Origin of the sequence: Kitasatospora sp. NPDC005856, from assembly GCF_040629945.1 — a bacterium.
GTDB lineage: Bacteria > Actinomycetota > Actinomycetes > Streptomycetales > Streptomycetaceae > Kitasatospora.
This window is the reverse complement of sequence record NZ_JBEXWT010000049.1, coordinates 1-23155: the sequence shown is the minus strand read 5'-3', so window position 1 is coordinate 23155 and position 23155 is coordinate 1. Positions and strand designations below refer to the sequence as shown.

18 protein-coding genes and 1 CRISPR repeat array are annotated in these 23155 nt (G+C 72.8%); of the genes, 9 read left to right on the top strand and 9 right to left on the bottom strand.

From position 1 onward, the window contains the following. Nucleotides 1-438 precede the first annotated feature (438 nt). Complete coding sequence (locus ABZ449_RS26060) at nucleotides 439-768, top strand: hypothetical protein (protein WP_360350420.1); 330 nt, start codon at nucleotides 439-441, stop codon at nucleotides 766-768. Between the two features lie 221 nt (nucleotides 769-989). Here the strand turns inward: ABZ449_RS26060 and ABZ449_RS26055 are convergent, their stop codons facing one another. Then, nucleotides 990-1502, bottom strand: coding sequence for a hypothetical protein (locus tag ABZ449_RS26055; protein WP_360350514.1), 513 nt, complete (start codon nucleotides 1500-1502; stop codon nucleotides 990-992). 434 nt (nucleotides 1503-1936) lie between these two features. Next, nucleotides 1937-2451: direct repeats of the CRISPR family, unit length 29 nt; unit sequence GTCGGCCCCGCACACGCGGGGATGGCTCC. Nucleotides 2452-2647: 196 nt separating this feature from the next. On the opposite strand from ABZ449_RS26055, the gene ABZ449_RS26050 reads away from it, so the two are divergent. The 3 genes from ABZ449_RS26050 (at nucleotide 2648) to ABZ449_RS26040 (ending at nucleotide 8528) form a co-directional block, all read left to right on the top strand. Continuing rightward, the gene (locus ABZ449_RS26050; RefSeq protein ID WP_360350417.1) at nucleotides 2648-3058 is read left to right on the top strand and encodes a CU044_2847 family protein; all 411 of its coding nucleotides are present in this window, start codon (nucleotides 2648-2650) and stop codon (nucleotides 3056-3058) included. Beyond that, nucleotides 3055-7347, top strand: a complete 4293-nt coding sequence (locus ABZ449_RS26045; RefSeq protein WP_360350414.1) for a serine protease — start codon at nucleotides 3055-3057, stop codon at nucleotides 7345-7347. The genes ABZ449_RS26050 and ABZ449_RS26045 overlap by 4 nt, the downstream gene beginning before the upstream one ends. 671 nt (nucleotides 7348-8018) lie before the next feature. Then, nucleotides 8019-8528, top strand: a complete 510-nt coding sequence (locus ABZ449_RS26040) for a winged helix-turn-helix domain-containing protein (protein ID WP_360350412.1) — start codon at nucleotides 8019-8021, stop codon at nucleotides 8526-8528. 26 nt (nucleotides 8529-8554) lie between these two features. Here the strand turns inward: ABZ449_RS26040 and ABZ449_RS26035 are convergent, their stop codons facing one another. Beyond that, nucleotides 8555-9514 carry a helix-turn-helix domain-containing protein gene (locus tag ABZ449_RS26035; protein WP_360350409.1) on the bottom strand — a complete coding sequence of 320 codons (960 nt, stop codon included), beginning with the start codon at nucleotides 9512-9514 and terminating at the stop codon, nucleotides 8555-8557. Nucleotides 9515-9646: 132 nt separating this feature from the next. Here ABZ449_RS26035 and ABZ449_RS26030 point away from each other — a divergent pair, with 132 nt between their 5' ends. Further along, the gene (locus ABZ449_RS26030; RefSeq protein ID WP_360350406.1) at nucleotides 9647-10618 is read left to right on the top strand and encodes a proline dehydrogenase family protein; all 972 of its coding nucleotides are present in this window, start codon (nucleotides 9647-9649) and stop codon (nucleotides 10616-10618) included. A 114-nt stretch (nucleotides 10619-10732) separates the two neighbouring features. Here the strand turns inward: ABZ449_RS26030 and ABZ449_RS26025 are convergent, their stop codons facing one another. From ABZ449_RS26025 to ABZ449_RS26015, 3 genes are read right to left on the bottom strand one after another with little or no spacing between them, the layout of a single operon-like run. Then, nucleotides 10733-10987 (bottom strand): hypothetical protein, encoded by a 255-nt coding sequence (locus ABZ449_RS26025; RefSeq protein WP_360350403.1) that lies wholly within the window; start codon nucleotides 10985-10987, stop codon nucleotides 10733-10735. Further along, a complete protein-coding gene (locus tag ABZ449_RS26020) occupies nucleotides 10984-12087 on the bottom strand; it encodes an FAD-dependent monooxygenase (protein WP_360350400.1) in 1104 nt (367 codons plus the stop codon). The genes ABZ449_RS26025 and ABZ449_RS26020 overlap by 4 nt, the downstream gene beginning before the upstream one ends. After that, nucleotides 12087-14018: a LodA/GoxA family CTQ-dependent oxidase gene (locus ABZ449_RS26015; protein WP_360350397.1), complete on the bottom strand. Its 1932-nt coding sequence runs from the start codon at nucleotides 14016-14018 to the stop codon at nucleotides 12087-12089. The genes ABZ449_RS26020 and ABZ449_RS26015 overlap by 1 nt, the downstream gene beginning before the upstream one ends. A 263-nt stretch (nucleotides 14019-14281) precedes the next feature. Here ABZ449_RS26015 and ABZ449_RS26010 point away from each other — a divergent pair, with 263 nt between their 5' ends. Continuing rightward, entirely contained in the window at nucleotides 14282-14488 is a 207-nt protein-coding gene (locus ABZ449_RS26010) for a hypothetical protein (RefSeq protein WP_360350394.1), read from the top strand. A gap of 101 nt (nucleotides 14489-14589) precedes the next feature. Here the strand turns inward: ABZ449_RS26010 and tgmC are convergent, their stop codons facing one another. The 4 genes from tgmC to ABZ449_RS25990 all read right to left on the bottom strand — a co-directional run bounded on the left by tgmC (nucleotide 14590) and on the right by ABZ449_RS25990 (nucleotide 18492). Further along, nucleotides 14590-15732: an ATP-grasp peptide maturase system methyltransferase gene (gene tgmC, locus ABZ449_RS26005; protein WP_360350391.1), complete on the bottom strand. Its 1143-nt coding sequence runs from the start codon at nucleotides 15730-15732 to the stop codon at nucleotides 14590-14592. Next, nucleotides 15729-16697 carry an ATP-grasp ribosomal peptide maturase gene (gene tgmB / locus ABZ449_RS26000; RefSeq protein ID WP_360350388.1) on the bottom strand — a complete coding sequence of 323 codons (969 nt, stop codon included), beginning with the start codon at nucleotides 16695-16697 and terminating at the stop codon, nucleotides 15729-15731. The genes tgmC and tgmB overlap by 4 nt, the downstream gene beginning before the upstream one ends. Beyond that, entirely contained in the window at nucleotides 16694-16969 is a 276-nt protein-coding gene (gene tgmA, locus ABZ449_RS25995) for a putative ATP-grasp-modified RiPP (protein ID WP_360350386.1), read from the bottom strand. Before tgmA ends, tgmB begins: the two co-directional genes overlap by 4 nt. A 287-nt stretch (nucleotides 16970-17256) precedes the next feature. Continuing rightward, a complete protein-coding gene (locus ABZ449_RS25990; RefSeq protein WP_360350383.1) occupies nucleotides 17257-18492 on the bottom strand; it encodes an MFS transporter in 1236 nt (411 codons plus the stop codon). Nucleotides 18493-19016: 524 nt separating this feature from the next. On the opposite strand from ABZ449_RS25990, the gene ABZ449_RS25985 reads away from it, so the two are divergent. The 3 genes from ABZ449_RS25985 to ABZ449_RS25975 all read left to right on the top strand — a co-directional run bounded on the left by ABZ449_RS25985 (nucleotide 19017) and on the right by ABZ449_RS25975 (nucleotide 23064). Then, the gene (locus ABZ449_RS25985) at nucleotides 19017-19826 is read left to right on the top strand and encodes an alpha/beta hydrolase (RefSeq protein WP_360350380.1); all 810 of its coding nucleotides are present in this window, start codon (nucleotides 19017-19019) and stop codon (nucleotides 19824-19826) included. A 107-nt stretch (nucleotides 19827-19933) separates the two neighbouring features. Beyond that, complete coding sequence (locus ABZ449_RS25980; RefSeq protein WP_360350511.1) at nucleotides 19934-20740, top strand: helix-turn-helix domain-containing protein; 807 nt, start codon at nucleotides 19934-19936, stop codon at nucleotides 20738-20740. A 530-nt stretch (nucleotides 20741-21270) separates the two neighbouring features. Further along, a complete protein-coding gene (locus tag ABZ449_RS25975) occupies nucleotides 21271-23064 on the top strand; it encodes an SMI1/KNR4 family protein (RefSeq protein ID WP_360350377.1) in 1794 nt (597 codons plus the stop codon). Nucleotides 23065-23155 lie beyond the last annotated feature (91 nt).

Sequence of the window (23155 nt, the reverse complement as noted above, 5' to 3'; positions counted from 1 at the left end):
GAGCCTGACACGACCCGCGTGTCATGGAGCACAAAGGTGCGATCGCCGCGGCTGGATTTCCGGAAATCCGCCCTGCTCTCCGGAGCGTTCCTTCCAAACTCCAGGATTTCCACCTGCGGTGATGGCCGGTCGACGGAGGGGGGAGTTCATGCACGCGGGTCATTCGGATCGGGCATGTGGTACGTGCACTGAGCTTTCGCGAAGCAGGACGGCTGTCGTGGCGGGTGGGTCCTTCGCGGCGGCGCCCGCCGGGGTACCGCCGAGTCCGGGGCCAGGGCCAGGGTGGGCGTCGGTGGCAGCGACGAGGCCGGAAAGGCCGGAGGGGGTCGATATGGCCGAGGTCGAGGTGCCGCGGCCCGAACCGGACAGGGAGGAGGCCCCGGCGTACCAAGTCGGCAAGCGCAGCCCGGCGTTCCAGCAGAGCACGGGGAGTACGCCGTGAGCCCCTTCCGCATGGTGGCGGGGCTTCAGCCGCCATTGGACGCGCTCGCGGACCGGCTGCGGCTGCGGCTGACCGTCGAACGGAGCTGGGAGGACATCGGCTACGTGAACGTCGCCATGTTCCGCATCGAAGGGACCGATTTCGCACTGAGCGCGTTCGAAGGCGCGGCTTCCCCTTACACGTCCGTGTGGGTGAGCCGCTTGGTGGAGGACGCGGGCGCGGCGCTCGACACCCTGCTCGGTGCCCTCGGGATCGGTCGCGAAGCGTTGGCGTTCACCGGCAGCGTGGAAGACGGCTTCGAGAACTGCAACGGCTGGCCCGGGTAGGGTGCCGCCAGCCGGCCCCCGGCGGTGCTCGCGGCCATCCCGCCGACGGACGACCAACGCGCTGACGGCCGGCGACGGGCAAGCCGCCCTCGACCGGCTACTGAAGCGGGTCCCCGACGCCTCCGCGTCGGTCGGGCCGACGCCTCGGCAGATCGGCATCCCTGCGCAGGCCGCCCTGCCTTGTCGTTGGGATCGTCCAGAGGCCGGCCGGGTGGTAGCGATCAGCGGCGCATCCGGTGCCGGATGTAGTCCGGCGGGGTCGCGCCGATCTCGATGCGGTTCTCGTCGAGGCCGTTGACGATCCGTAGACGGTCCTCGGCGAAGGCGAACTCCACCGCCACCGTTGCGGCGGCCAGGTCACGGTCTGTCGGCCGCCACTCAAGCAGTGCGACCTCGCGTAGTTCCTGGCCGATGAACAGCTCCAGCCGTTCGTCGCTGTGGGACCACCGGGGCGTGAGCTCGGACCGCTCCCACCCGGTGATGGCCGCGGCGGTGTCGATGGTGTTCCAGCCGATCGAGAGTTCGTCGAGCTTCGCGTGGCAGACCTCCACCCGGAGACCGTCGAAGTCCACCACCACCGGGCAGTCGGCGAACCAGTCGTCGTCCTCGGCGAAGCGCACCAGGGCGAACCCCGTCAGCCGCCTGCCAACGAGCGCTGCCAGACGTGCCTCGTGAGCCTGCCGAACCGCCTCGACCCCTATCAGGAAAGACGGTCTGAAACCAGAGATCCCCATGTCCACAGCAGCAGAGTCTTCCGGCCCGCGACCCGATCCGCCAGCACGTATTCGAAGTGGCAGGATCCTTGGCAGCACCGGACAGCCTTGACTCCACAGAACGATCCGGATGACCTGTTCCTTTGACAACGCCGGAGTTCGAGGACGGGGTGCGTCGTGCGACGATGACGGCGGCGAGGGCGTGGAGGCCGGACTGGTCGTCCTGGCGGACCGCCTCGGGCCGTTCCGGACGTCGTTCGCTGCTCCTCCTCAGGGTAAGGACAGCTCCGTTGCGAGGAGTTCGGACTTGTGCTCGCGAGCGTGGTTTCCTCGGTGTCAGACTGAAGGAGCGGAGTTTCGGGTCGGCCTTGAGCTTCGGCCCTGGCAGGCTGGGCTGCGGATTCGAACTGAATCGTTTCGCGTATCCTGGGGCGAATCACAGCAGGTCAGGAAGTGTCGGCCCCGCACACGCGGGGATGGCTCCACCGCGCGGTACACCACCGCCGACATTGTGGCGTCGGCCCCGCACACGCGGGGATGGCTCCGGAGACGAGCGCAACCTGCGCCGCCCGGTGACGTCGGCCCCGCTCACGCGGGGATGGCTCCGCCGCCGTTGGCCTTTCGCCATTCGCCGCCGGGTCGGCCCCGCACACGCGGGGATGGCTCCGTCGTCACCATCTCCGTCGACGTGGACGGCGAGTCGGCCCCGCACACGCGGGGATGGATCCGAGGCCATGTTCGTCCAGGACACCCTCGCGGTGTCGGCCCCGCGCACGCGGGGATGGCTCCCGCTTGAACACGCGCGGGACGACCAGGAAGCCGTCGGCCCCGCACACGCGGGGTTGGCTCCGCGAGCGAGCGCGCGGTGAGCGATGCGCTCAAGTCGGCCGCGCACACGCGGGGATGTCCGAGTGGGAAGAGGAGCCGCCCACCGGCCCGTGGTCGGCCCCGCACGCGCGGGGATGGTTCCTGGGTCGGCGCTGAGCCTGAGGCCCTCGCCGGCCGCGTTTCCGTGTTCTGTACACGGCGGTCTGCTCGCTGTTGTACGTTCGGCGCGGCTGGTGGCCGGTGCGGCGTCGCGGGGGCTCTTCGGAGGGGGCTTCAGGGGAATCCGTGGCGCGGCGCCGCCGCGAGGAACGGCAGGGAAGTCCTGAGGGGGATGCGTCGTGTACCACGTGGAGTTGCCCGTCGATGTCGACGGCGGGGCGCAGGACGTCGTGCGGGTCGAGATCTCGCCGGCCGGCGAGGAGGGCCTGGTTCGGGTGGCGCGACCGGGCCAGGTGGTGGCCCGGGCCACGCGCTCGCTCGGGGAGATGGTGACCGGGATCCGGCCGGTCGCGCAGGGTTTCGTCGACGGCTTCCGCGGCATGGCCCACGCGCCTGACGAACTCAGCCTGGAGTTCGGACTGTCGCTGTCAGCCGAAGCCGATGTGATCATCTCCAGCACGGCGGCCCAGGCCAACTTCAAGGTCTCGCTCACCTGGCACCGCGCGCCGTCCGAGCCGTCCGAGCCGACGGAGCCGTCCGAGCCGTCCGAGCAAACGGAGCAAACCGAGCAGGCGGAGCCGACGGAGTGACCCCGGCCGAGGGCATCGGCCCGAAGGCCCTCAACTCGGCCGTGCTGCGGGTGCGCGACACCCGCGGCGATCCCGTGGGGCTGGGGTTCCTCGTCTCCGCGGAGCTGGCGCTGACCTGTGCGCACGTGGTGTCCGCGGCCCTCGGCCTGCGGCCGGACGAGCGGCCCGAGGCCGCCGCCCGGCTCGACGTCGACCTGCCGCTGCAGCCCACCTCCTCCACCGGCGGCGCGGGCGTGACCGCGAGCGTCGAGCACTGGATGCCGCCCCTGGAGTCCGGCGGCGGGGACGTGGCCGTTCTGCGGCTGGACGCCCCGCTGCCCGGCGGCAGGCCGGTCCGCCTGATCGAGACGGACGAGGTGTGGGAGCACCCGGTCCGGGCCTTCGGCTTCCCGGCCGGCCGCCCCGGCGGGGTTTGGCACTCGGGCGTCCTGCGGGCGGAGCAGGCCCACGGGTGGGTGCAGGCCGACCTCGCGGGGCAGGGCTACCCGGTCACCCGGGGCTTCAGCGGCGGCCCGGCCTGGGACGAACACCTCGTCGGCGTGGTCGGCATGATGGCGGTCGCCGAGTCGGGCCAGCCGCCGGTCAGCTACCTGATCCCGACGGCCGGGCTGCTCCGGGCCTGGCCGCCGTTGCGGGAGCTGGCCCTGCCACCCTCCCCGTTCCGCGGCCTGGCGGCGTACCGGGAAGCCGACGCCGCGCTGTTCCACGGCCGGCGGGTGGAGAGCGCGGAACTCGCGTCGGCGTTGCTCGCCGAGCAGTGGGTGAGCATCGTCGGCGCCTCCGGCTCCGGGAAGTCGTCGGTGGCCCTGGCCGGGGTCGTCCCGCTGATGCGGGCGGCGGGTGCCGAGGCGGTGGTCGTCCGGCCGGCCTCGGGCAGCAGCCCGCTGACCGCACTCGCCGCCGGGCTGCTGCCGCTGCTGGAGCCCGGACTGCCGCAGGTCCCGGAGACCCGTCGGCTGGCCTGGGTCGCCGAGTTGGCGGAGCGGCTGGCCGGCGGTGGGCTGGCCGATGTGGTGGCCCGGGTGCTGGAACGGCGCGGCTGCCACCGGCTGCTGGTCGTGGTCGACCAGTTCGAGGAACTGCTGGCCCTCGCCCCGGCCGCCGTCGACGCGCTGGCCGACGTGCTGTTCGACGACGCGCTGCCGAGCACCGTCCGCGTCCTGACCACGCTGCGGGCCGACTTCCTGGAACTCGTGCTGGCCCACCCCCGGCTCGGGCCGCGCCTCAGCCGGCGGATCCACGCGCTCGGCCCGCTGAGCCCGGAGCGCCTGCGCGAGGTGGTGACCGCCCCCATCGACGCGATCCCCGGCGTACGCTACGAACCCGCCCTGGTGGACCGCATCCTGGAGGACACCGGCACCGAGCCGGGCGCCCTGCCGCTGCTCGGCTTCACCCTCGACCTGCTGTGGCAGGGCCAGCGTGGCGGCCTGCTGACCTACCAGGCGTACCGCGAACTGGGCGGCGTCACCGGCGCGTTGAGCGCCCATGCCGACCAGGTGTGGGACGAACAGCTCCGGACCGCGGACGAAGCGGCGGCCCGCCGGCTGTTCACCCGGCTGATCCGCGTCCCGACGGGTTCCCCGGCCGCGACCCGCCGAACCGCCCTGCGCGGCGAACTGGGCGAGGAGGAATGGCGGATCGCCCAACAGCTCGCCACCACCCGCCTGCTGGTCACCGGGCGGAACGCCGAGGGCGACGAGACGGTGGAACTCGCACACGAGGCGCTGATCAGCGGCTGGGAGCGGCTGGCCCGCTGGGCGGCGGAGGACCGCGCCTTCCTGGTCTGGCTGGAGTCCGTGCGCCGCGACATGGACGCCTGGGAGGAGTCAGGGCGCACGGGACCGCCGCGCACCACCCTGCCGGACCGCTCCCCGCGGTGGGAGACCGAGCGCGGCGCCGACCTGAGCGCGGCCGAGCACGCCTACCTGGAGGCCGTACGGGCCCACGGCCGTTCCCGGACCCGCCGGCGGCGGGCCGTCGTGTCCGGCGTCGCGGTCCTCACCGCACTCGCCCTGGTCACCAGCACGCTCCTGGTGGCATCCCGCCAGGAGAACCGGGCACGGGAGGCCACGGCCACCTCGCGAGCCCTGGCACAGGCCTCGGTGGACGCGGCCTCCAGCGACCCCGCCCGCTCGGTGATGCTGGCGCTCGCGGCCTACCGGACCTCGCCGACCCAGGAGGCCCGCAACCAACTGCTGCGCGTGTACCTCGCGCACGCCGGCGAGGGACGGTTGGTCTCCGGCCTGCTGGGCACGGTCAGCCACGTGGTGACGAGCCGTGACGGCAACGTGGTGCTGGCCACCTCCCAGGACGGCCGGGCGACGCTCTTCGTGCACGCCGCCACCGGAACCGTCCGCGGCGTCCAGGTGCCCTCGGTCGGCCAGGTGCGGTACCCGCTGGTCTCCGCGGACGGGCGGCGGGCCGCCTACCTCCAGGAGGACGGCAAAGCGGTCTGGTTCCCCGTCGACGCCGACGCCGACCAGCCCGTCGGGCAGATCCACCGCCTGCCCGTGGCACCGGGTTCGTCCAGCCGGGCCGACAAGGGCCTGCGCCCGTCGATGTCGGTGGACGGCACCCGGATCGTGGCCCGGGTGCTCGACCACCTGGTCTGGTGGGACCTGGACCACGACACCCTGCTCCGCACCACACCCGCGCCCAAGGACGACGGCGGCGACAACGGGCCGCTGTGGATCGGCGCGGACGACCGAACCCTGCTGCTGCGACGTACCGGCCTGGGGAAGAACAACAGCGCCCTGCTCGCCTACGATCCGGACACCGGGGCCACCCGGGCCGTCGCCGCGGACGTGGACGACGTCGAACTCTCCACGGACCGCAGCGCGGCCGTCGTGTGCCGCCGCGGGGACGGCACCTCCACGGTGAGTCTGGTCCGGACCTCCGACGGCGCCCCGCAGGGCCGGCCGTTCACCGACCAGGACGAGAAGTACAAGACGGACAACTGCTACACCCAGGCGGCCGACACGACCGGGAGCCGCGTGGCCCTGGGGTACGCGGACACCATCCGGGTAGTGGACCTGAACCAGGGGAAGGTGATCGCCACCGTCCCCACGAACGTCCACACCTACGTGACCCACGCACTGGTCGAGGCCGCCGGCCGCCTCTACCAGGTCAGCTGGGACGACGCGGCGGTCACCTACACCGAACTCCCACCCGGCGCCGCCGTCCTGCCGGTCGGCCAGCAGCGGCTCACCCCCGACGGCACCCGGACGCTCAGCATCCTCGCCGACGGGTCCGGCATGCAGCTGCGGCCCGCGGCCGACGCGGACAGCGACCGGCTGCTCGCCGAGACCGCCCGCCGCCAGCCGTACTGGAAGCCGGGGGACGCCGACCCGGTCAAGTTCAACCGGGACGGAACCCTGCTCGCCGACCAGGAGGCGACGAACGTGGTCTCCGTCCGCGACGTCGCCACCCTGCGGGAGGTCGCCGCGATCACGGCCGCCGAACCCCCGCCCCTGCCCGTCCCCGAGCCGTCCGTCCTGGGGCCGGACCTGCCCGCGGGGGAGGCCTGGAAGTGGAACTTCGCCCACTTCTTCGACACCGAGGGAAAGATCCTCACCATCTCGGGGAGCGTGGTGCAGCGCTGGGAACCGGGCACCGGCCGGGAACTCGCGAAGTTCGACGTGACCCCCCTGCTGCCCGCCGGCACACCGGACGTCGTGATCGCCCCCAGCCCGACGCCCAACGAGGTGGCCGTCATCGTCCTGGGCGACCCCGAAGTCCGCATCGTCGACATCACCACCGGCAAGGCCACGCAGACCATCCGGACCACCGAGGACGTCCTCTCGATCCAGTTCGACCGCAGCGGCCGCTACTTCGCACTGCTGCGCCGCGGATCGATCGTCGAACTCTGGCGGCGCGACCCGCTGCGCCGCGAACTCGGCCCGCTGCAGAGCGTCGCCGAGGACCTGGTGACCCCGTTCGTCGCCTCCTTCCTCGACGACGGGCGCTTCCTGCTCGCCGCCAACAACGCCGTCCGGACCTACCGGGTCGGTGAGCGCGCCCCGCAGGACTCGTACGAGTTCGGCGCACCGCCGGGCAGGAACAACAGTTCGTACCGCTTCATGGACGCCTCCGGGGACGGCCGGACCATCATCTACGGGCTCTCCTCCGGCCCCGGCGGCCCACTGGCCCTCGACCCGCAGGCGTGGCAGAACGAACTCTGCCGCGTCATCGGCTACCGGACCTTCACCGACGACGAACGGGCCGGCCTCCCCACACGCCTCCCGGCGGACCCGCCGTGTGCGGCGCCCGACAGGCCGACCGGCAGGTGAGGCCGGCCAACCGACAGCCAAGAAGAACCGGGACCAGCGAGCCGCACCGCCGCCCGCACCTCGCCCGGGGCGTCCAGGCGCTGAAGCCGGCCCGGGTACGCGGGCGGCCCCGCTGCCGGGGCCGGGGGCTCATGCCTCCTGTGGTTGACCGTCGTGAGCCGGGTGACGAATGCGAACACCGGGAAGACGATGAGTGTCGGCGCGGCCGGCCCGCCCAGCCGTCCGACCAGGAGGCCGATTGCCCTGCCTGGGCCGCCTTGTCCTCAGCGGTGCTCGGCAGGGCGCCGCCGAGGCACCGCCCCCCGGGCGTCGCGGCGTAGCACGAGCCGGGGGATCCCGGCGTCGTAACGGCTGCTGGTCCCATGACTGTGAAGTAGAACCACCCCAGTGCGGACGCCGGGATGCATCCGGGACCCCCTGCGGACCGAGCGGACCGTCCGCACATGGTTCTTCGGCGATGACCGACCCGGGTCTGATCCCCAACCCGGCAAGGCTCGTCGCCTGCTCCTGGGCCGGCGATCGGCGACACTCGTCCTCGTACTCCCGCGGCGATCTCGGGCGGCAGGACGAGCTCGGCCGGCACCGGGTCCGGTTCCATGACGGCCGGTCGACCGGTCTCCACGACGAGTGTCGTCCCGAGGCGGGCCGCGTCCTCCACCACGTAGCCCAGGGTGCCGAGGCACCAGTCGGATGAGGACGTCCAGCGGATCAGCACGCCACTTCAGCACACCGCACTCGCCCACCCCCTGCGCCAGCGCCTACCCTTCGCCCTGAGCGCTCGGCCGTCCACGATCAGCCGGCTCGCCGCACAGCTCGGGGTGAACAAGGGCAGCGTCTCCCACCACCTCGGGGTGCTGAGTGGGGCGGGGCTGGTCCAGGCCGCGGGAACGCGGCGGGTGCGCGGTGGCACCGAGAAGTACTACCGGCGGACCGCCGAGCGACTCCTCGTCGACGAGCCGCGGGCCGGGGGAACGGCGGCGCTGCTCGGCGCCGTCGTCCAGGAGCTGGACCGTTCACCGGCCGAGCACACCCTGACGCTGCGCCACCTCCGGCTCAGCCCGGCCAAGGCGGCGCGGCTCGCCGAGGCGCCGGCCGCACTGGTCGACGAGACGGAGGAGGATGCGGAGGGCGAGCCGGTGCACGGCCTCCTGGTGACGCTCTACCAGCAGGCCGGGGCGTAGGGCCGGTCTGCTGGAGAAAGCCCGGGTCAGCCGGTGGCGGGCGGGGCCCCGAAGGTGCGGCGGTAGGCCTGGGGTGTGGTGCCGAGGCGGCGGGCGAAGTGGTGGCGGAGGTTGTCGACGGTGCCGAAGCCGGCGCGGTGGGCGATGGCGGCCACGGGGTCGCCGGTGCTCTCCAGGTGGTGCTGGGCGAGCAGGACGCGCTGGCCGGTGAGCCATTGCAGCGGGGTGGTCCCGGTCTGCTGCCGGAAGTGTCGGGCGAAGGTCCGCGGGGAGAGGTTGGCGTGGCGGGCCATCGACTCGACGGTCAGGTCCTGGTCGAGGTTGGCCTCGATCCAGGCGAGGACGGGGGCGAGGGAGCCGGTGCGGTCCCGGGGGACGGGGCGTTCGCGGTACTGGCGCTGGCCGCCGTCGCGGTGCGGGGGCGCGACCATGCGGCGGGCGATCGCGTTGGCGACGGCGCTGCCGTGTTCGCCGCGGACGAGGTGGAGGCAGGTGTCGACGCCGGCGGCGGTGCCAGCCCCGGTGATGACCGGGTCCTCGTCGACGTACAGGACGTCCGTCTCGACCCGGGCCCGGGGGTGGCGGTGGGCGAGTTCCCCGGTGTAGCGCCAGTGGGTCGTGCAGCGCCGTCCGTCCAGCAGCCCGGCCTGGCCCAGGAGGAAGGCGCCGGTGCAGATGCTCAGGACGCGGGCACCCCGCCGTACGGCGGCTCGCAGGCTCTCTGCCAGGGCGTCCGGCTGCCGCACGTGGAGGTCGTAGGCCGGGACGCAGATCAGGTCCGCGGAGGCCAGCCGCTCCAGCCCGTGCCGGGCCCGCACCTCGAAGCCGTGCCGGGTCGGGACGCTCTCGCCGCTGGCCGAGACGAGGGCGAAGTCGTAGGCGGGGAGTGCGTCCTCGCTGCGGTCGATGCCGAAGACCTCGCAGAACACGCCCAGTTCGAAGGCGTGGGCGCCTTCGAGGGCCAGGACGGCGACATCGCGGAGCATCGGCGGGGGTCGTCCTCTCGCGGAGTTGGCAGGAATTCCAGCCTAACCGTCGTTTCTGCCACTGCCCGCGGCCTTCCCGTCCTGGAAGGCTCACCGGTGTTCCCCTTCCGCCACTGAACAGCTGGGCGCCCGATGACCACGCACACCCCTTGCAGCGACACCGCACTCGCCACCGACGCCCTTCCCGGGCAGGCCGCCCAGGTCCTCCGCGCGCTCGCCCTCGACGAGGACCTGAAGTGGCGCATCCCCGACGACCCGGTGCTCGGCCCGCTGGCCCGCAAGGTCGCCCGGCGGTACGTGGCCGGCGAGACCCTCCCCGACGCCCTGGACCGCGTGCGGCAGGTGCGGGCCGCCGGCCACCGCGTCAACGTCGAGTACATGGGCGAGAGCTGCCGCGACGCGCGGCGCGCCTCGGAGGAGACGGACGTGTTCCTCGCCGCCGCCCGGCTGCTGCCGCCCGACTGCTCGATCTCCCTCGACCTGTCCCACATCGGCCTCGCCGTCGACGCGGAACTCGCCCTGGCCAACGCCACCCGGATCGCCCGGGCCTGCGCCGGCACCGGCCGGGAGCTGATGATCTCCGCCGAGGGCTCCGACCGCACCGACGCCGTCCTGGAGCTGCACCGCAGGCTGTGCGAGCGGTTCGACCACGTAGGCGTCACCGTCCAGGCGCGTCTGTACCGCACCGTCGACGACCTGCCGGAGCTGCTCGGCCGGCCCGGCCGCATCCGCCTGGTCAAGGGCGCCTTCCTCGAACCCGAGAGCGTCGCGCACCGCCGTGAATCGCCCGCCCTCGCCACCGCCTACCTGGCGTACGCGCGTCAACTGGCCGACTCGGGCCACCCGTGCTCCTTCGCCACCCACGACCGGGACCTGGTCGACCGCATCGACCACCACCTCGGCGGGACGGGCCGCGAGCACGCCCCGTGGGAGTTCGAGACGCTCCTCGGCCTCGGGCCGAACGTCCTCGCCGCCATGGCCGAACGCGGCCACCCGACGCGGGAGTACGTCGTGTTCGGTACGGAGTGGTGGCTCTACGTCTGCAACCGGCTGGCGGAGGATCCGCGGCGCGTGCTCCAGGCACTCGTCGATGCGGCCGGATGACCGACGAGGTCGACCGCTCCGCTCACGTCCGCAGGGCGGTCACTGCGCAAGTGGGGGCGTCGTCGGATCCGACGACGCCCCCACGCGCATCGGGTCCGGTGGTCTCCGGTCGGATCAGGCGTTGAGGGTGGTGATGTTCCACCAGCGTTCGCTGGCGAGGTCGAGGGTGATCGGTACGGGGCGGCCCGGGGTACGGTGCAGCAGCGCTTCGTAGCGGCGCTCGGGCAGCGGCCTGGTGGTCCACGGCTGGCCGTTGTGCCCGTCGTCGGGAACGGCCGGGACGGTCAGTTCCACGGCGCCCGCCAGGTCGTCCGGGGTGAAGGAGTGGACGGACGGGTCCTCGTGCTCGTGGTCGTGCCGGGTGGTCATGCTGCCTCCCTGGGGGAACCGGTGGTGTGGCGGCGGCGCCAGAACGGCCGGTCGGCCCAGCGGCGCTCCTGCTCGTACACCGTGTGGTGGTTGCGCCGGTAGGCGGCGAGCAGCGCGTGGACGTTGGTGCGGTAGGTGTCGAGGGCGGCGGGGTCGCCGTCCAGGTGGGCGTTGAGGGCGCGGGCCCCGGTCATGCCGGTGTGGAGGGCGGTGAGGATGCCCTGGGAGGAGATCGGGTCGAAGGCGGTCGCCGCGTCCCCGACGGCGAGCCAGCCGTCGCCGACCGGGTCGTCGAGGTGGCAGGAGTCGGCGGGCGCCCGCCGGGGCGCCGGTACCGGGGGCCGTGGATGCGCGGCGGTACGGGGGGCGACATGGTGGGTCCGCCGGAGCAGGTGCCGGAACTCTTCGTGCCCGGGCGGGGTGAGGTCGGCGTCGGTGAAGTACGCCACCAGGCGGGACCCGGTGGGCAGCAGCGCGGTGTACCACCAGCCGTCGGCGGCGGATTCGACCAGCGAGGAGGTCTCGGCCGCCGACGCGGCGGGCGGCAGCTCCAGCCAGCTGGCGACCAGCCGGTCGGTCCGGCGGCGTACCGACCCGCAGCGGGCGGCGACGGCCCGGGTCCGACCGCTGGCGTCCACCAGCCAGCGGCAGCGCACCGGGCGGTCCGGTTCCCGTCCCGCTCCCCGCAGCGCCACCGTCCAGGTCCCGTCGGCTCGCCGGCCGTGCGGGCGGACGGTGGTGCGCTCGGCCAGCTCGGCACCGGCCTCGTCGGCCGCCCGGCGTAGGGCGTGGTCGAACCGGGCGCGGTCCAGATGCCAGCCCGGCCCGTTGGGATCGCGGATGAAGTCGGTGCCGTACAGCGCCGCCGACCCCCACGAGGAGAGGTTGGCGTAGCAGGGCAGGTGACCGGCCGCGACCGGCCGCTCGCCCACACCGAGGTCGTGCAGCAGGACGCGGGCCGCCGAGGGCAGCGCCTCACCCAGCCTGGGCGGCCCGCCGCCGGCGTCCGCGAGCAGGACGGACCGGCCGGCGCGGGCCAGGGTCAGCGCGGCGGCGCACCCGGCCGGGCCGCCGCCCGCGACGACCACGTCGACGGGCATCAGGCGTTGTCGCGGAACGGGGCGACCTTGTCGATGAAGCCGGCCGTCACCTCTTCAGCGGTGTAGCCGCTCACCGCGATGGCCTGGTTGATCGCCAGTGCCGCCACCGCCGGGTCCGCGGCCTGCGGCACGTGCAGGGTCACCAGGTTCTGGGTGTGCGAGACACCGGTCAGGTCGATGGACGGCGTGGACTCCACCTGGATCCGCTCCGGGAAGTCCTTGGCGCCGGGCCGGACTTCGACGATGCCGAGCCGGTACCAGTCGTCGATCATCTGGTTGAGCTGTTCGGCGTTCTGCCCCCTGAGCCCGCGCAGCCACACCGCCCGGCGCTCGAAGGCCTCGGTCCGCTCCTCCAGCGGCCGGCTCTCGTCGGCCACGATCCGGTAGTCCTCCTCGGTGAGCACGTGGTTGGGGACGCGGGCGGGCCAGAAGCTCGGCAGGTACGGGTCGTGCCGCGGGCTCAGGGCGAGTTCGTAGCCGGAGCGGCAGCTGGCGGTGTCGGTCTGCCACGGCACCGCCATCCAGCGGCTGAGGTCGCCGGGGCCCTGGGCGTACAGCGGACCGTTGACCGACAGCGCCGTCTCCGGGGTGAGCACCGTGCCGTAGGAGGGTTCGGGCTGGTCGGACGTGCGGTGGCGGATGCGGAACGGCGCCATGTACATGGACGGGTGCCGGATCGGCCAGGTGACCTCGCAGCCGGGGTGGAAGGCGTCGGCCAGGCAGAAGTCCAGCGCCGCGCGGTCCAGGGCGGCGGGCTGCTCGGCGAACGGCAGCGCGGCCAGGTCGCGCGCGGGCTCGACGCTGCCCCAGTCGTCCTCGAACTCGCCGTCGGCCCAGTACTGGAACATCCGGTACTGGGTGGGCGAGAACGCCATGTTGTGCAGCGGAGTGCGCGGCGGGACGGCCATGCCGTCCCCGTACAGCCAGGGCCAGGGCACGGGCGACATCCCGTCCCGGGAGAAGTCCCGCAGCGCGTTGAACACCTGGCGGCGCAGCGCCCGGCGGTCCCGCGAGGTGCTGCTGAGGCGCTTCATCGCCTCCGGGTTGACGAAGGGAGCCAGGCCCTGGTGCCCGTAGAACCCGGCGAAGCCCTGGTTGACCCACTGGTGGTCCAGGAAGCGCTGCAGCACCGGCGCGATGTGCCGGGAGAAGGAGACCTTCTCCGGGAAGGGGAGCGTGCCGTTGCTGACGAAGACGTCGAACAGCAGGTCGTAGAGGGTGCGGATGCCCTTCAGCATCGGTGCGTAGTTCGGCGGGGCGACCACCACCCACGCGGGGTCCACGGGGAGCTCGCGCCCGCCGACCGCCACGGTCGCGGTGACCGGGCCGTCGCCGATGTCGTCGTGCCAGCCGTCGTTGTTCGCGTAGGTGTGAACCGGCGCGCCGTTGTACGAGGCGGACTGCCCGAAGCCGCCGAGGACCAGCAGTCGCCCCGCCTCGTCGGTGCGCAGCTCCCCCAGGTAGACCTCCTTCCCCATGAACTTGCCCTGGTGGAGGTGGTAGTCCGGACCCTCGACGCCGCGCCCGGTGATCTCGACCGGGCCGGGATCGATCACCAGGTCCTTGCGCCGGTCCCCGGTGACGTCCTTGTTGCGCAGCTCGGCCGGTTTGGCGAGCGCCGCGTCCGGGATGTCCAGGGCCAGCTGGAACTGGTACCAGGCGGCCTTCTTGTTCGCCAGGTGCGCCTGCCAGCGGATGTCGGCGTTGTCGGCGGTGAGCTCGGCGACGACCTCGCCGCGCGCGTTGTAGCCGTAGATCCGGAACCGTGCCGCCTCCCGCCTGATCGCCCCCGAGGCGTCCTTGTAGAACCCCGGCTCCTTCGGCTCCGGGTCGGGCACCTCCGGGGCCAGGTAGTAGCCCTCCGGCGAGTTCCCCACCCGGGCGACGCCGATGGCGGGGTGGACGGCCGCGCGTACGACTTCGTCAAGCATGGAAAGTTGCCTCCTACGTCTGGGGGTCTCAAACCAGGACAACTGTTCGTCGGCAGACGGAAGGGTAAGGGCGATCGCATTACGCCGACCGGACCGACACGGACGACCGGCCGAACGGGTGCCCCTGGGGGAAGACGCGTCGACGGGGCTGTCGGGCGCGACGGATCGTGATCAGGCGGCAGGGGATCTTCGGCTGGTGACAGGGCCCCGGCTGCGGGGAACTCGGGGTACCCCCCCTTCTCTTGTGGGCCCACCGCCTGCCCGTGCGCACCGCCGCCCTGCTGCGCCGCGTCCTCGGTCCGGACGACGAGCGCACCGCACCGGTCACCGGCCGACTCGACGCCCTGCTGCGGGACTGGACGGGCGAGTACGAGCAGCGCTTCCGGCCCGGGTGGATCCCGGTGGCGAACCAGGCGGCCCACCAGGCCAACACCGTCCTGGCCGCCGTGGGGCTCGGGCTGCGCGTGTGAGGTGACCGGTAGCCCGCTTCCGGGGCTGCGGGTCGCCGCCCGGCGGGGGAACCGGCCCCCGGGGCCGCAGAGCAGGCCCCAGGTGGCGACCCGGCGCCGGCTCAGATCGGCAGGTCCCAGCCCGGGCCGTCCTCCGTGCCGATCCACACCCGTTGCCGGGCCGCCGAGACCGTGATCCCGAAGCCCTGCTGGTGCGGTTCGCCGGCCTGCTGCCAGAGGTGTACGGCCTCCTCGACGCGGTCCCACAGCCGCAGTGGGCCCCGTTGGGTGACGGTCCAGCCTCCGTCGGGACGGGGTGTGGTGCGGGCCTGGGAGCCGGTGGCGACGTCGGAGAGGATCTGTGTGCCGTCGTTGCCCATGCGTTCGGCGGAGGGGGCGGCGAGCTGGGCGACCCAGCTACCCGTCCAGCTGTCGAGGACGGCCGGGTCGATCAGGCTCGGCCGTTCGTCGCCGGGCAGCAGGGCGACGGTCGAGCGGGGCGGGCGGTCGTGCGGGCGGGCGATCATGAAGCTGGTGTAGCCGGGCAGGAAACGGCCGGTGGCTTCGCCGGGGCCGGTCACGGTGAGCTCGGCCAGGCCGGAGGCGTAGCTCCAGCCGGACAGGGTGACCAGGATCCGTCCGCCCGGCCTCACCTGGTACAGCCAGGGCATCGGCAGGTAGCGGACCGAGCAGGTGGCGATCAGCCGGTCGTAGCCGCCGCCGTCCGGGTCGCCGCGCAGCCCGTCGCCGACGACGAGACGGGGCGCGTAGCCGGCGGTCCGCAGGGCGGCGGCGGCGCGTTCGGCGACCCGGGGGTCGTACTCGATGCTGGTGAGGTTGGCATCCCCGAGCCGGTGTGCGCCGAGGGCGGTCGAGTAGCCGGTTCCGGTGCCGACCTCCAGGACGCGGTGTCCGGCGTCCGTTCCGAGCTGCTGCCACATCCCGAGGACGAGGGAGGGCAGGGTGGAGGAGGACGACGGGGCGCCGACCACCGGTTGCCCGCCCACGTCGTCCGCTCCGGTGCGACCGTCGAGTTGGGTGACGAGCGTCCGGTCGGTGTAGATCCCCTCCAGCCAGCCCTGGTCCCCCTGCCGCACCGCCCGGTAGCCGGTCGGGCCGCTGCCCTCGACCGGGAGGAAGTACGACCCGGCGAAGACCTCGCGGGGAACCGCTTCGGCCGCCTTGATCCATGCGGGGTCGGACAGCGCGCCGTTCTCGGCCAGGCCGGCCGCCAGGGCGGCGCGCAGCTCTTCGGACGTGCTCATGCGTCAGGGCCTCTCAGTAGCTCGTCGGCCAGGGCGTGGGCGATGCGCTCGGTCGTCCCGGGCGGCTGCCAGGCCCACTGGCCGTTGGGGTTGCATTCGAGGAACGACCAGCTGCCGTCACTCGCCACGGCGAAGTCGAACGCCCCGAACACCAGCCGGAAGTGGGCGAGGTAGTCGGCCACGGACCGCGCGACCGGCTCGGGTACGGCGATCGGCGTGCAGGTCATCAGGTCCTGCCGGTGGCGCCAGTCGAGGTCCGGGCTGTCGATCCGCACGCCGAACAGCCGGTCGCCGACGGCCGTCACCCGGGCGTCGAACGCCTTGGGGACCTGGGCCTGGAACATGTGCGGGCAGGCCCGGACCGCGTCCGTGACCTCCTGCGCCCGGACCTCCCGCACCCACACGGCCCGCGGCTCGCCGTCGACGGAGTACGGGGTGTTCCACACCGGTTTGTAGACCGCCCCGGTCGGCTGGAGTGCCACGAACTCCCTTGCTTCCTGCGGGTCGTTCGTGATCAGGGTGTCCGGGACGGTGAATCCGAAGCGCTGGGCGGCGGCGAGCTGCGCGGGCTTGTGCTCCGCGGCGCGGTTGGCCCACGGGTGGTTGACGTAGTGCGCCCCGGGAAGGGAAGCGAGGATGCCGCCCGCACCCCAAACGGACTGCGAGGCCGCGAAGCGGCGTTCCTGGCCGTCGAGGTCGGCCGGCCCCTCGTACGGGGAGGCCCGGCGCACCCACACGGCACCCACCTCGGTGAGGTCGAGCGCGCGGCTCGGAGTGCGCAGGGTGCCCCGCTGGCCGCCCGTACGGAACGAGGCGGTCAGCGAGGCGCCCGTGTGCAGGTCGGTGCCGGGGTCGAGACGGACCACGGGGGCGCGGCGGTGCGCCAGGACGCGCAGGACCACGTCCGCGGTGACGTCGTAGGGGTTGGTCAGCACCAGCACCGGCCGGCGGCGGGGAAGCGTCAACTGCCGCTCTGATCCTGGTCGTAGGACTCGGTGCTGTCGGCGTCCGTCGATCCGCCCGGCCCGGCTCCGTCGCCAGGGGTGGTGATGGTCGGGGTGAGCCCGCTGGTACTGGTCCCGTGGGAACCCAGTTCCACCGTTCGGCCGTTCTCGTCCACGACGACCGCGATCTGCGTCTCGGGGTCGATCACGGGCGTGAGCGCCGGGAGCGTGGCAGTACCGGCCGCGAACGGCCTCATCCTGCCGATGCCCCACGGTACGGGCGTCTGCGTCATGCATCCTCCTCGTATCGATGGTGCCGGTTCTCTGGCCATCACTGTGCCGACGTACGAGGCTGCCTTCAAGCCGGTTCCGGGTGTCGTCATATGCCATGTTGACGGTGGGTCTACCCGGGTTCACGCCTGGGGGTGACGGGCTGTCGGCGGCTGAGCTTGACTTTTAAGCTGCCGTTGCGATCGTGGCGACGTGGGCTTCGAGCGTGGGGCCGGAAAGCAGGCCGCTGATCCCTCCGACGACGCGGGCGAAGCTCACGAAACCGAGCAGATTCCTCCTACCCCTGAGCCTAGAGACGCAGGTCAGACCCGGTATCCGACTTTCGGAGCGACCTGTTGCCACCGAAGTCGCCCAGCTGGCCGGCGGCTGACGCGGCGGAGAGGAGCGCGGGGGTGGCCGCCAGGGCGAAGCAGAGCGGCAGCGGCAGCCGGCCGACCAGCAGGCCGACGATTGCGGTGCCGCCCGCCGAGCCGGCGTTGAAAGCGGTGTTCACCCAGGCGCCGGCCCGGGTGCGGGCCTGTGGCGCGGCCGTCTCGTCCGCGATCAGGTAGGCGGTGGTGATCACGGGTGAGACGAACAGCCCGGTCAGCGCGACGGCCGCGGTCAGCACGGGGAGGTTCGGCGCCAGCCCCGCGCCCGCCAACGCCAGGCCCAGCCCGGCGACCAGCAGCGGCAGCCGGGCCCGGTTCGGGGCGGACCAGCCGACGGCGCCGTAGGCCAGGCCCCCGACGGCACTGCCGGCCGAGAGCGCCGCCAGGATCCAACCGACCGCCCAGGCCCGCCCGCGTTCCTCGGCGAAGGCCACCACCATCAGGTCGAGCGCCCCGAGCGCCAGCCCGGTCGCGGCCGAGGTGAGCACCGCGCGGCGTAGCCTTCCCCCGCCCTCCGGGCGCTCGCCGGGTGCGGCCGGTCCGGTCCGGTCCGCCTCCCGCGCGGCCGGGGAGGAGACCAGTGCCAGGGTGCCCGCAAGCACGAGCCCGGCCCCCGCGGCCAACCCGGCGGTCGGACCGGCGACCGTGAGCAGTAGCCCCACCAGCAGCGGGCCGCTGACGAACAGCAGTTCCTCGGCGACGGCGTCCAGGCTGTACGCCCGTCGGAGCAGCTCCTGGTCCGGCAGCAGTCGGCGCCAGAGCGTCCGCATCACCGGCCCGAGCGGCGGGGTGCAGGCACCGGCGGCGACCACCAGAACGCCCGTCAGGATCGGCGGCGCGCCCGGCCGCCACGTGGCGCCGGCCACCAGGGTCAGCAGCCCGGCGTACAGTGCGGCCATCGGCGGCAGCGCGCGCCGGGGGCCGTACCGGTCGACCAGGGCGGCACGGGCCGGCGAGAGAAAGACACTGGTCAGCCCGAACAGGGCCAGCACGGTGCCGGCCACCGGGTAGGAGCCGGTGGCGTCCCGGACGGCCAGCATCATGGCGAGCGGGACCATCCCGTACGAGAGCCGGCCCAGCAGGGCGGCGCCGAAGGTACGGCCGGCGTGCGGGGCGCGCAGGACAGCGGCGTAGGAGGGGTTGGGCGAAGACAAGGGAGACGTTCCTCGGCGAAGGCGGGCAAGGGCGGGGCCGTACCCGAAGGCGTGCGGGGACACCGGAACGCCGTGCCCGGCGAGAGGGGGCACGGTCGTGGCGGGTCCGCTACGCACGGGGGAGGAACATGCCTGGCACCGTAGCAGGCCCGCCGTCCGCGCGGGAACCGGGGACCTGAGGACTACTCGGGGAGATCGATCATGTCAGACCTCCATGACCGGCCGAGCTCGTCGAGACGGACCTGGAACCGCACCGCCAGGTCGTACGGGCGGCGCGCAATCCGGTGCTCATCCACCTCTTCGACTTCCTGGCCCCGTCACGCAGCGGGCCGACGAAGTGTTCTACCTGGACGGCACCCTCTACGAGGGCAGTGGCGAGCCGATGCGCTGCCTCGATGTCGTCGGCCGCCGAGCAGAGCGGCCGCGCCATGCCCGCTGGCTTTCTCGGAAGTCCTGGCGATCGTCGGCCCCGTGACGACATTTGTACAAGACCGAGGGCCGGCAGCCCAGGCATCCTCACGTGTATGGGTATTTTCGACGGTAAGCATGTGCACGGGATGCACGTGGTCCACGACGGCCCGCGGGAGGCGCCGCCGCTGGTACTCATCCACGGATCGGGGGCCTCGGGCAGCTCCTGGGGCCCGGTAGTGCCGGCACTGGCCAGCCGGTATCACGTCATCCGGATCGACCTCCCGGGCCACGGTCAGTCCGCGCCCGCGCCGTCGTACGACGTGCCTGGCCAGGCAGCCAGCCTGGCCGCGGCGCTCGATGAGCTCGGCCTTCGTCCGGTCACCGTGGCCGGGCACTCCAGCGGCGGATACATCGCCACCGCGCTCGCCGAACAGCGCCCGGACCTGGTGGGTTCGCTCGCACTGATCAGCAGTGGCCCGAGTCCCGACGCGCTCCTTCCGCAGCCCCTCTTCCTTCGGGTCCTGATCGCCCCGCCGCTCGGCCCGCTTCTATGGAGAGTCCGTTCCGACGCGATGCTCCGCCGGGGGGTGACCGCGGTGTGCAACCGCCCGGTGGACGTCCCGGACGACCTGGTCGCCGAGGTACGGGGCATCGGCTACCGCACGTTCAGGACGGTGCTGCGCCAAAACGGCGCGTACATCGCCGAGAGGAGCCTACCCGCGCGCCTGACCGCACTCGACGTCCCGGTTCTGGTGATCTTCGGTGCTGCCGATCCCCGCTGGGATCCGTCTTCGGCGCACCAGTACGACACGGTGCCGAACTCGCGAGTCGAGCAGCTGCCCGACGTGGGTCACTTCCCCATGCTCGAAGCGCCGGAGGCGACCGGCGAGTTGCTGCTGCACTTCGCAGCGACGGCCCGCTGACACCCATCGCCTACCCTGGTGCTGTGAGGTCCACCGAACCACCACCTGACTGGGCGTCGGTGGAGGTCGCCGTGCCCCGGCAGCCGGCCCGGCTGCCGGGGATCAGCATGGCCGGGTTCCGCCAACGTGCTCCGGCGCGCGCGGACATCACCATGGTGGCGCACCCCTCGGTCACCCTGTTCGTGGACCTGAGCGACGAAGACAGCCTTGTCTACGACGCCCCCGGCCGGCGCGAATGCGGCAGCACGGCCGTTGGACTGGCACCGGGCGACCTTCGCCTCGGAGGCCGGGCTGCCGGGAGGATCGAGTGCCTCCAGATCCGGTTGTCACCGGTCCTGGCGGTTGCGCTGCTCGGCGAATCGACCAACCTCAGCGGGACGGTGGTCTCCCTGGAGGATGTCTGGGGCCGCGACGCCGGGCGAGCCGAGGAAAGGCTGCGGGCCGCCGCGTCGTGGGACGAGCGGTTCACGATCGCTGTGGATGTCCTCGGCCGACGGATGAGCGCCCGCCCGTCGCTTGATCCAGAGGTGGCCGCCGCCTGGGGGATGATGCTCACCAGTCGGGGACGGGTTCGCGTCGACAGCCTGGCGGACGAGGTGGGATGGAGCCGTAAACGGCTGTGGTCCCGCTTCCGGTCCCAGATCGGCCTCACCCCCAAGCATGCCGCCCGCCTGGTGCGCTTCGACCACGCCGCCCACCTCCTCGCGGCGGGCAACGCCGCCGCCCAGGTGGCGGCCACAAGCGGCTACGTCGACCAGGCTCACCTCCACCGCGAGGTCAAAGCGTTCACCGGGGTGACACCCACCGGCGTAGCCGCTGCGCCGTGGCTCGCCATCGATGACGTCGCGTGGCCGACCTCGTTCGCGGACCTGACACCGTCTACCTCTCCGATCCATCAGGTTCCGGCGAAGTGAGCTGAAGTCCCACGAGGGACGAGGCATCGTCTCTCAGCACGTGCCCGGATGAGAAGCGGGACAGGGTCGAGCCCGCACGCCTCGCTCACCCGCAGCCCGACCTGGGACATTCGGGCAGGCGTGCTGTTCGGCGTCGTCGGCGTCCGACCGGTCGGCTGGGGAGGGCCGCTGAGGGTTCGTCATGGGCCCGGGTTTTCGCACAATGCAAGTCTCAGAAAGGGGTCCGTCCCGTTCTTGAGTGAGAACGGGTTCTGAGAGCGAATCCGGGTTCGGCGGGGGTTCGGCGGCCCGTGATTGATCTTGATCGCGCAGAGGACCGTTCATAAGATCGGCCCCGGGGAACATCGGAACAGTCGTTGGCGCTGAGAATGATCATGGTGGCGTGACCGCCTGCTGGGCGGCGTGTCACGGCCTCGGAGAACAGCGGTACAGCGGTTAACGCTAAGGGGGTGATCACGAGATCGGGGCAGGAGGGGACTACGGACAGCCCGGCCGTCCGGGTGTCAGTGCCCGCACCTAGGGTGCGGGGCATGATCACGTTCACCGTCGAAGAGTCCTGGGACCGCATCGAGAGCTGGCTCGCGCGGCACGCCCCCGTCACCCACGGACTGCTGCGACCGCCAGCCGTCCTGGCGGACATCGCGGCGGCCGAACTCCGGCTGGGGGTGACTTTCCCGCCCGACCTGAGGGAGTCGCTGCTGCGGCACGACGGTGTGGAGCTCCAGGACGGAACGCTCCGGCTCGACTACTACGGACCGCTGTCCGGGGTCGGGGAGATCGTCCAGAGCGCCGAGTTCCTGCGCGAGGTCGGGGAAGACGCTGCCGAGGAGGAGGCCGAACTCGACGAGGAGGAGCGCGACGAATACGCGTACTGGCCGCACGAACGACTGCTGGTCACACTGGGCATCGGCTGGCAGTCCTCCGACGGACTCTTCCTGGTCACTCGCCCCGGCCCGCACCACGGGCGGGTAGGCCGGTACTTCGACGAGACGGGCTCGACGTTCACCCCGTGGTCGGGACTGCGGCACGTCCTCTCCGACTTCGCCACAGCCCTGGAGAACGGCCTGCCCTTCGACGGGCGGACGCCCCTGGCCCACGAGGGACGGCTGATCTGGGACGGTGGCGGGACGGTCGTCGCCGACCCAACCTCCGCCCTGGACATCGCTGCCGGGGCCCCCGAGCCGCAGGTCCCCGCGGCCGAGCCGGCCCCGCCCGTCCCGCAGCCTGACGGGGCATACGCCGTCGGCACCTTCGGGGGCGGCGGATTCTTCGGGCCCGAACCCGCACCGCCCGTGCAGCCGGACGTCGTGTTCGTGGCGGGCATCGACCCCGGAGACCTTCTGGACCGGCTCGGCTCCGTGCCCGCGACCGCCGGGCCGCGCAGCCGGGAACAGGCGCGGCTGTCCGCCGGTGCGCCCTGGGCCGCACACCGCCCGATGGTCCGGGCCGGGTCCTGCGGCGATGGATGGTCGTACGCCACGCAGGAGGGCGGTGACGCCCAGTTCGGCCGTCCCGAGGTGCTGGGACGGCTGTCCCGCGGAACCCGGGTGGTGCGGCTGGCGAAGCAGGGATACGAGGTGCGCGTGACCGTCGTGGAGGACGGCACGGAGCGGCCGGAGGCAGGTCACCGGGTCGAATCGCCGCGCGAGGACTACGTAACCGGCCCCGACGGGCAGCCCGCGCTCGGACGCGACGGACAGCAGTGGCAGCGAATCGGCGTCGATCCCTGGCCTGGCTCGACGGCCGCCTACGCGCGGCTGCTGGCAGGCCTGACGGCGGAGCACGGCATCAGCTGGGACCCGGCGGACGACGTAGCGGCACCACTGGCCAGCGCGCTGCTGCTGCCGGTCCTCGACGACGTACCGGAGGCGCGGCACCCGGTCACCGTCGTACGCGACTTCGACCTCGGTGCCATCGTGGAGCGGACCCCGCCGGAGCGGTTGCGCTCCGCGATGGCGGCGCAGCTCGCCCGGCTGGCGTCGGAGACCGGCATCGACGGCTACTCGGAGATCGCCCGGGCGCTGGAGCAGGTCGGCCGGGGCGAGCCGGTGGACCTCCCGGCCGACGGGGCCCTCGACCTGCGGATGCGGACCATCCGGGCGGAGGTCCGGGCCGTCCGCGGACTGCTCGACGCGGCCCGCCACCAGCCGGACCCGGCGCCAGTCACCGAGGCCGACCTCGCGGCGTGGCACGGCCGGGACGCGGCGGCCGGGGCCCTGCGCCAGTTCCTGCTGCTGCCCCTGCCCGCGGCGGCGGAGACGATCCTGAGCCTGCGCATGTCCGTGCACTGGCGCGATGAGCTGGCGGCGGACTTGGCCGACTAGGTTCTGTCCGGTCGATCATGAGCGGAGCCAGATGACCAGTGCGGCGACCGTGACCGTGCCGAGGAAGACGTAGACGCGTTTGTCATATCTG

Excerpts from the sequence above, each read along its gene's own strand:
- ABZ449_RS26055 (WP_360350514.1), bottom strand. The coding sequence starts at position 1,502 with ATGGGGATCTCTGGTTTCAGACCGTCTTTCCTGATAGGGGTCGAGGCG.
- ABZ449_RS26035 (WP_360350409.1), bottom strand. The coding sequence starts at position 9,514 with ATGCTCCGCGATGTCGCCGTCCTGGCCCTCGAAGGCGCCCACGCCTTC.
- ABZ449_RS26030 (WP_360350406.1), top strand. The coding sequence starts at position 9,647 with ATGACCACGCACACCCCTTGCAGCGACACCGCACTCGCCACCGACGCC.
- ABZ449_RS26025 (WP_360350403.1), bottom strand. The coding sequence starts at position 10,987 with ATGACCACCCGGCACGACCACGAGCACGAGGACCCGTCCGTCCACTCC.
- ABZ449_RS26020 (WP_360350400.1), bottom strand. The coding sequence starts at position 12,087 with ATGCCCGTCGACGTGGTCGTCGCGGGCGGCGGCCCGGCCGGGTGCGCC.
- ABZ449_RS26015 (WP_360350397.1), bottom strand. The coding sequence starts at position 14,018 with ATGCTTGACGAAGTCGTACGCGCGGCCGTCCACCCCGCCATCGGCGTC.
- tgmC (WP_360350391.1), bottom strand. The coding sequence starts at position 15,732 with ATGAGCACGTCCGAAGAGCTGCGCGCCGCCCTGGCGGCCGGCCTGGCC.
- tgmA (WP_360350386.1), bottom strand. The coding sequence starts at position 16,969 with ATGACGCAGACGCCCGTACCGTGGGGCATCGGCAGGATGAGGCCGTTC.
- ABZ449_RS25985 (WP_360350380.1), top strand. The coding sequence starts at position 19,017 with ATGGGTATTTTCGACGGTAAGCATGTGCACGGGATGCACGTGGTCCAC.
- ABZ449_RS25980 (WP_360350511.1), top strand. The coding sequence starts at position 19,934 with ATGGCCGGGTTCCGCCAACGTGCTCCGGCGCGCGCGGACATCACCATG.
- ABZ449_RS25975 (WP_360350377.1), top strand. The coding sequence starts at position 21,271 with ATGATCACGTTCACCGTCGAAGAGTCCTGGGACCGCATCGAGAGCTGG.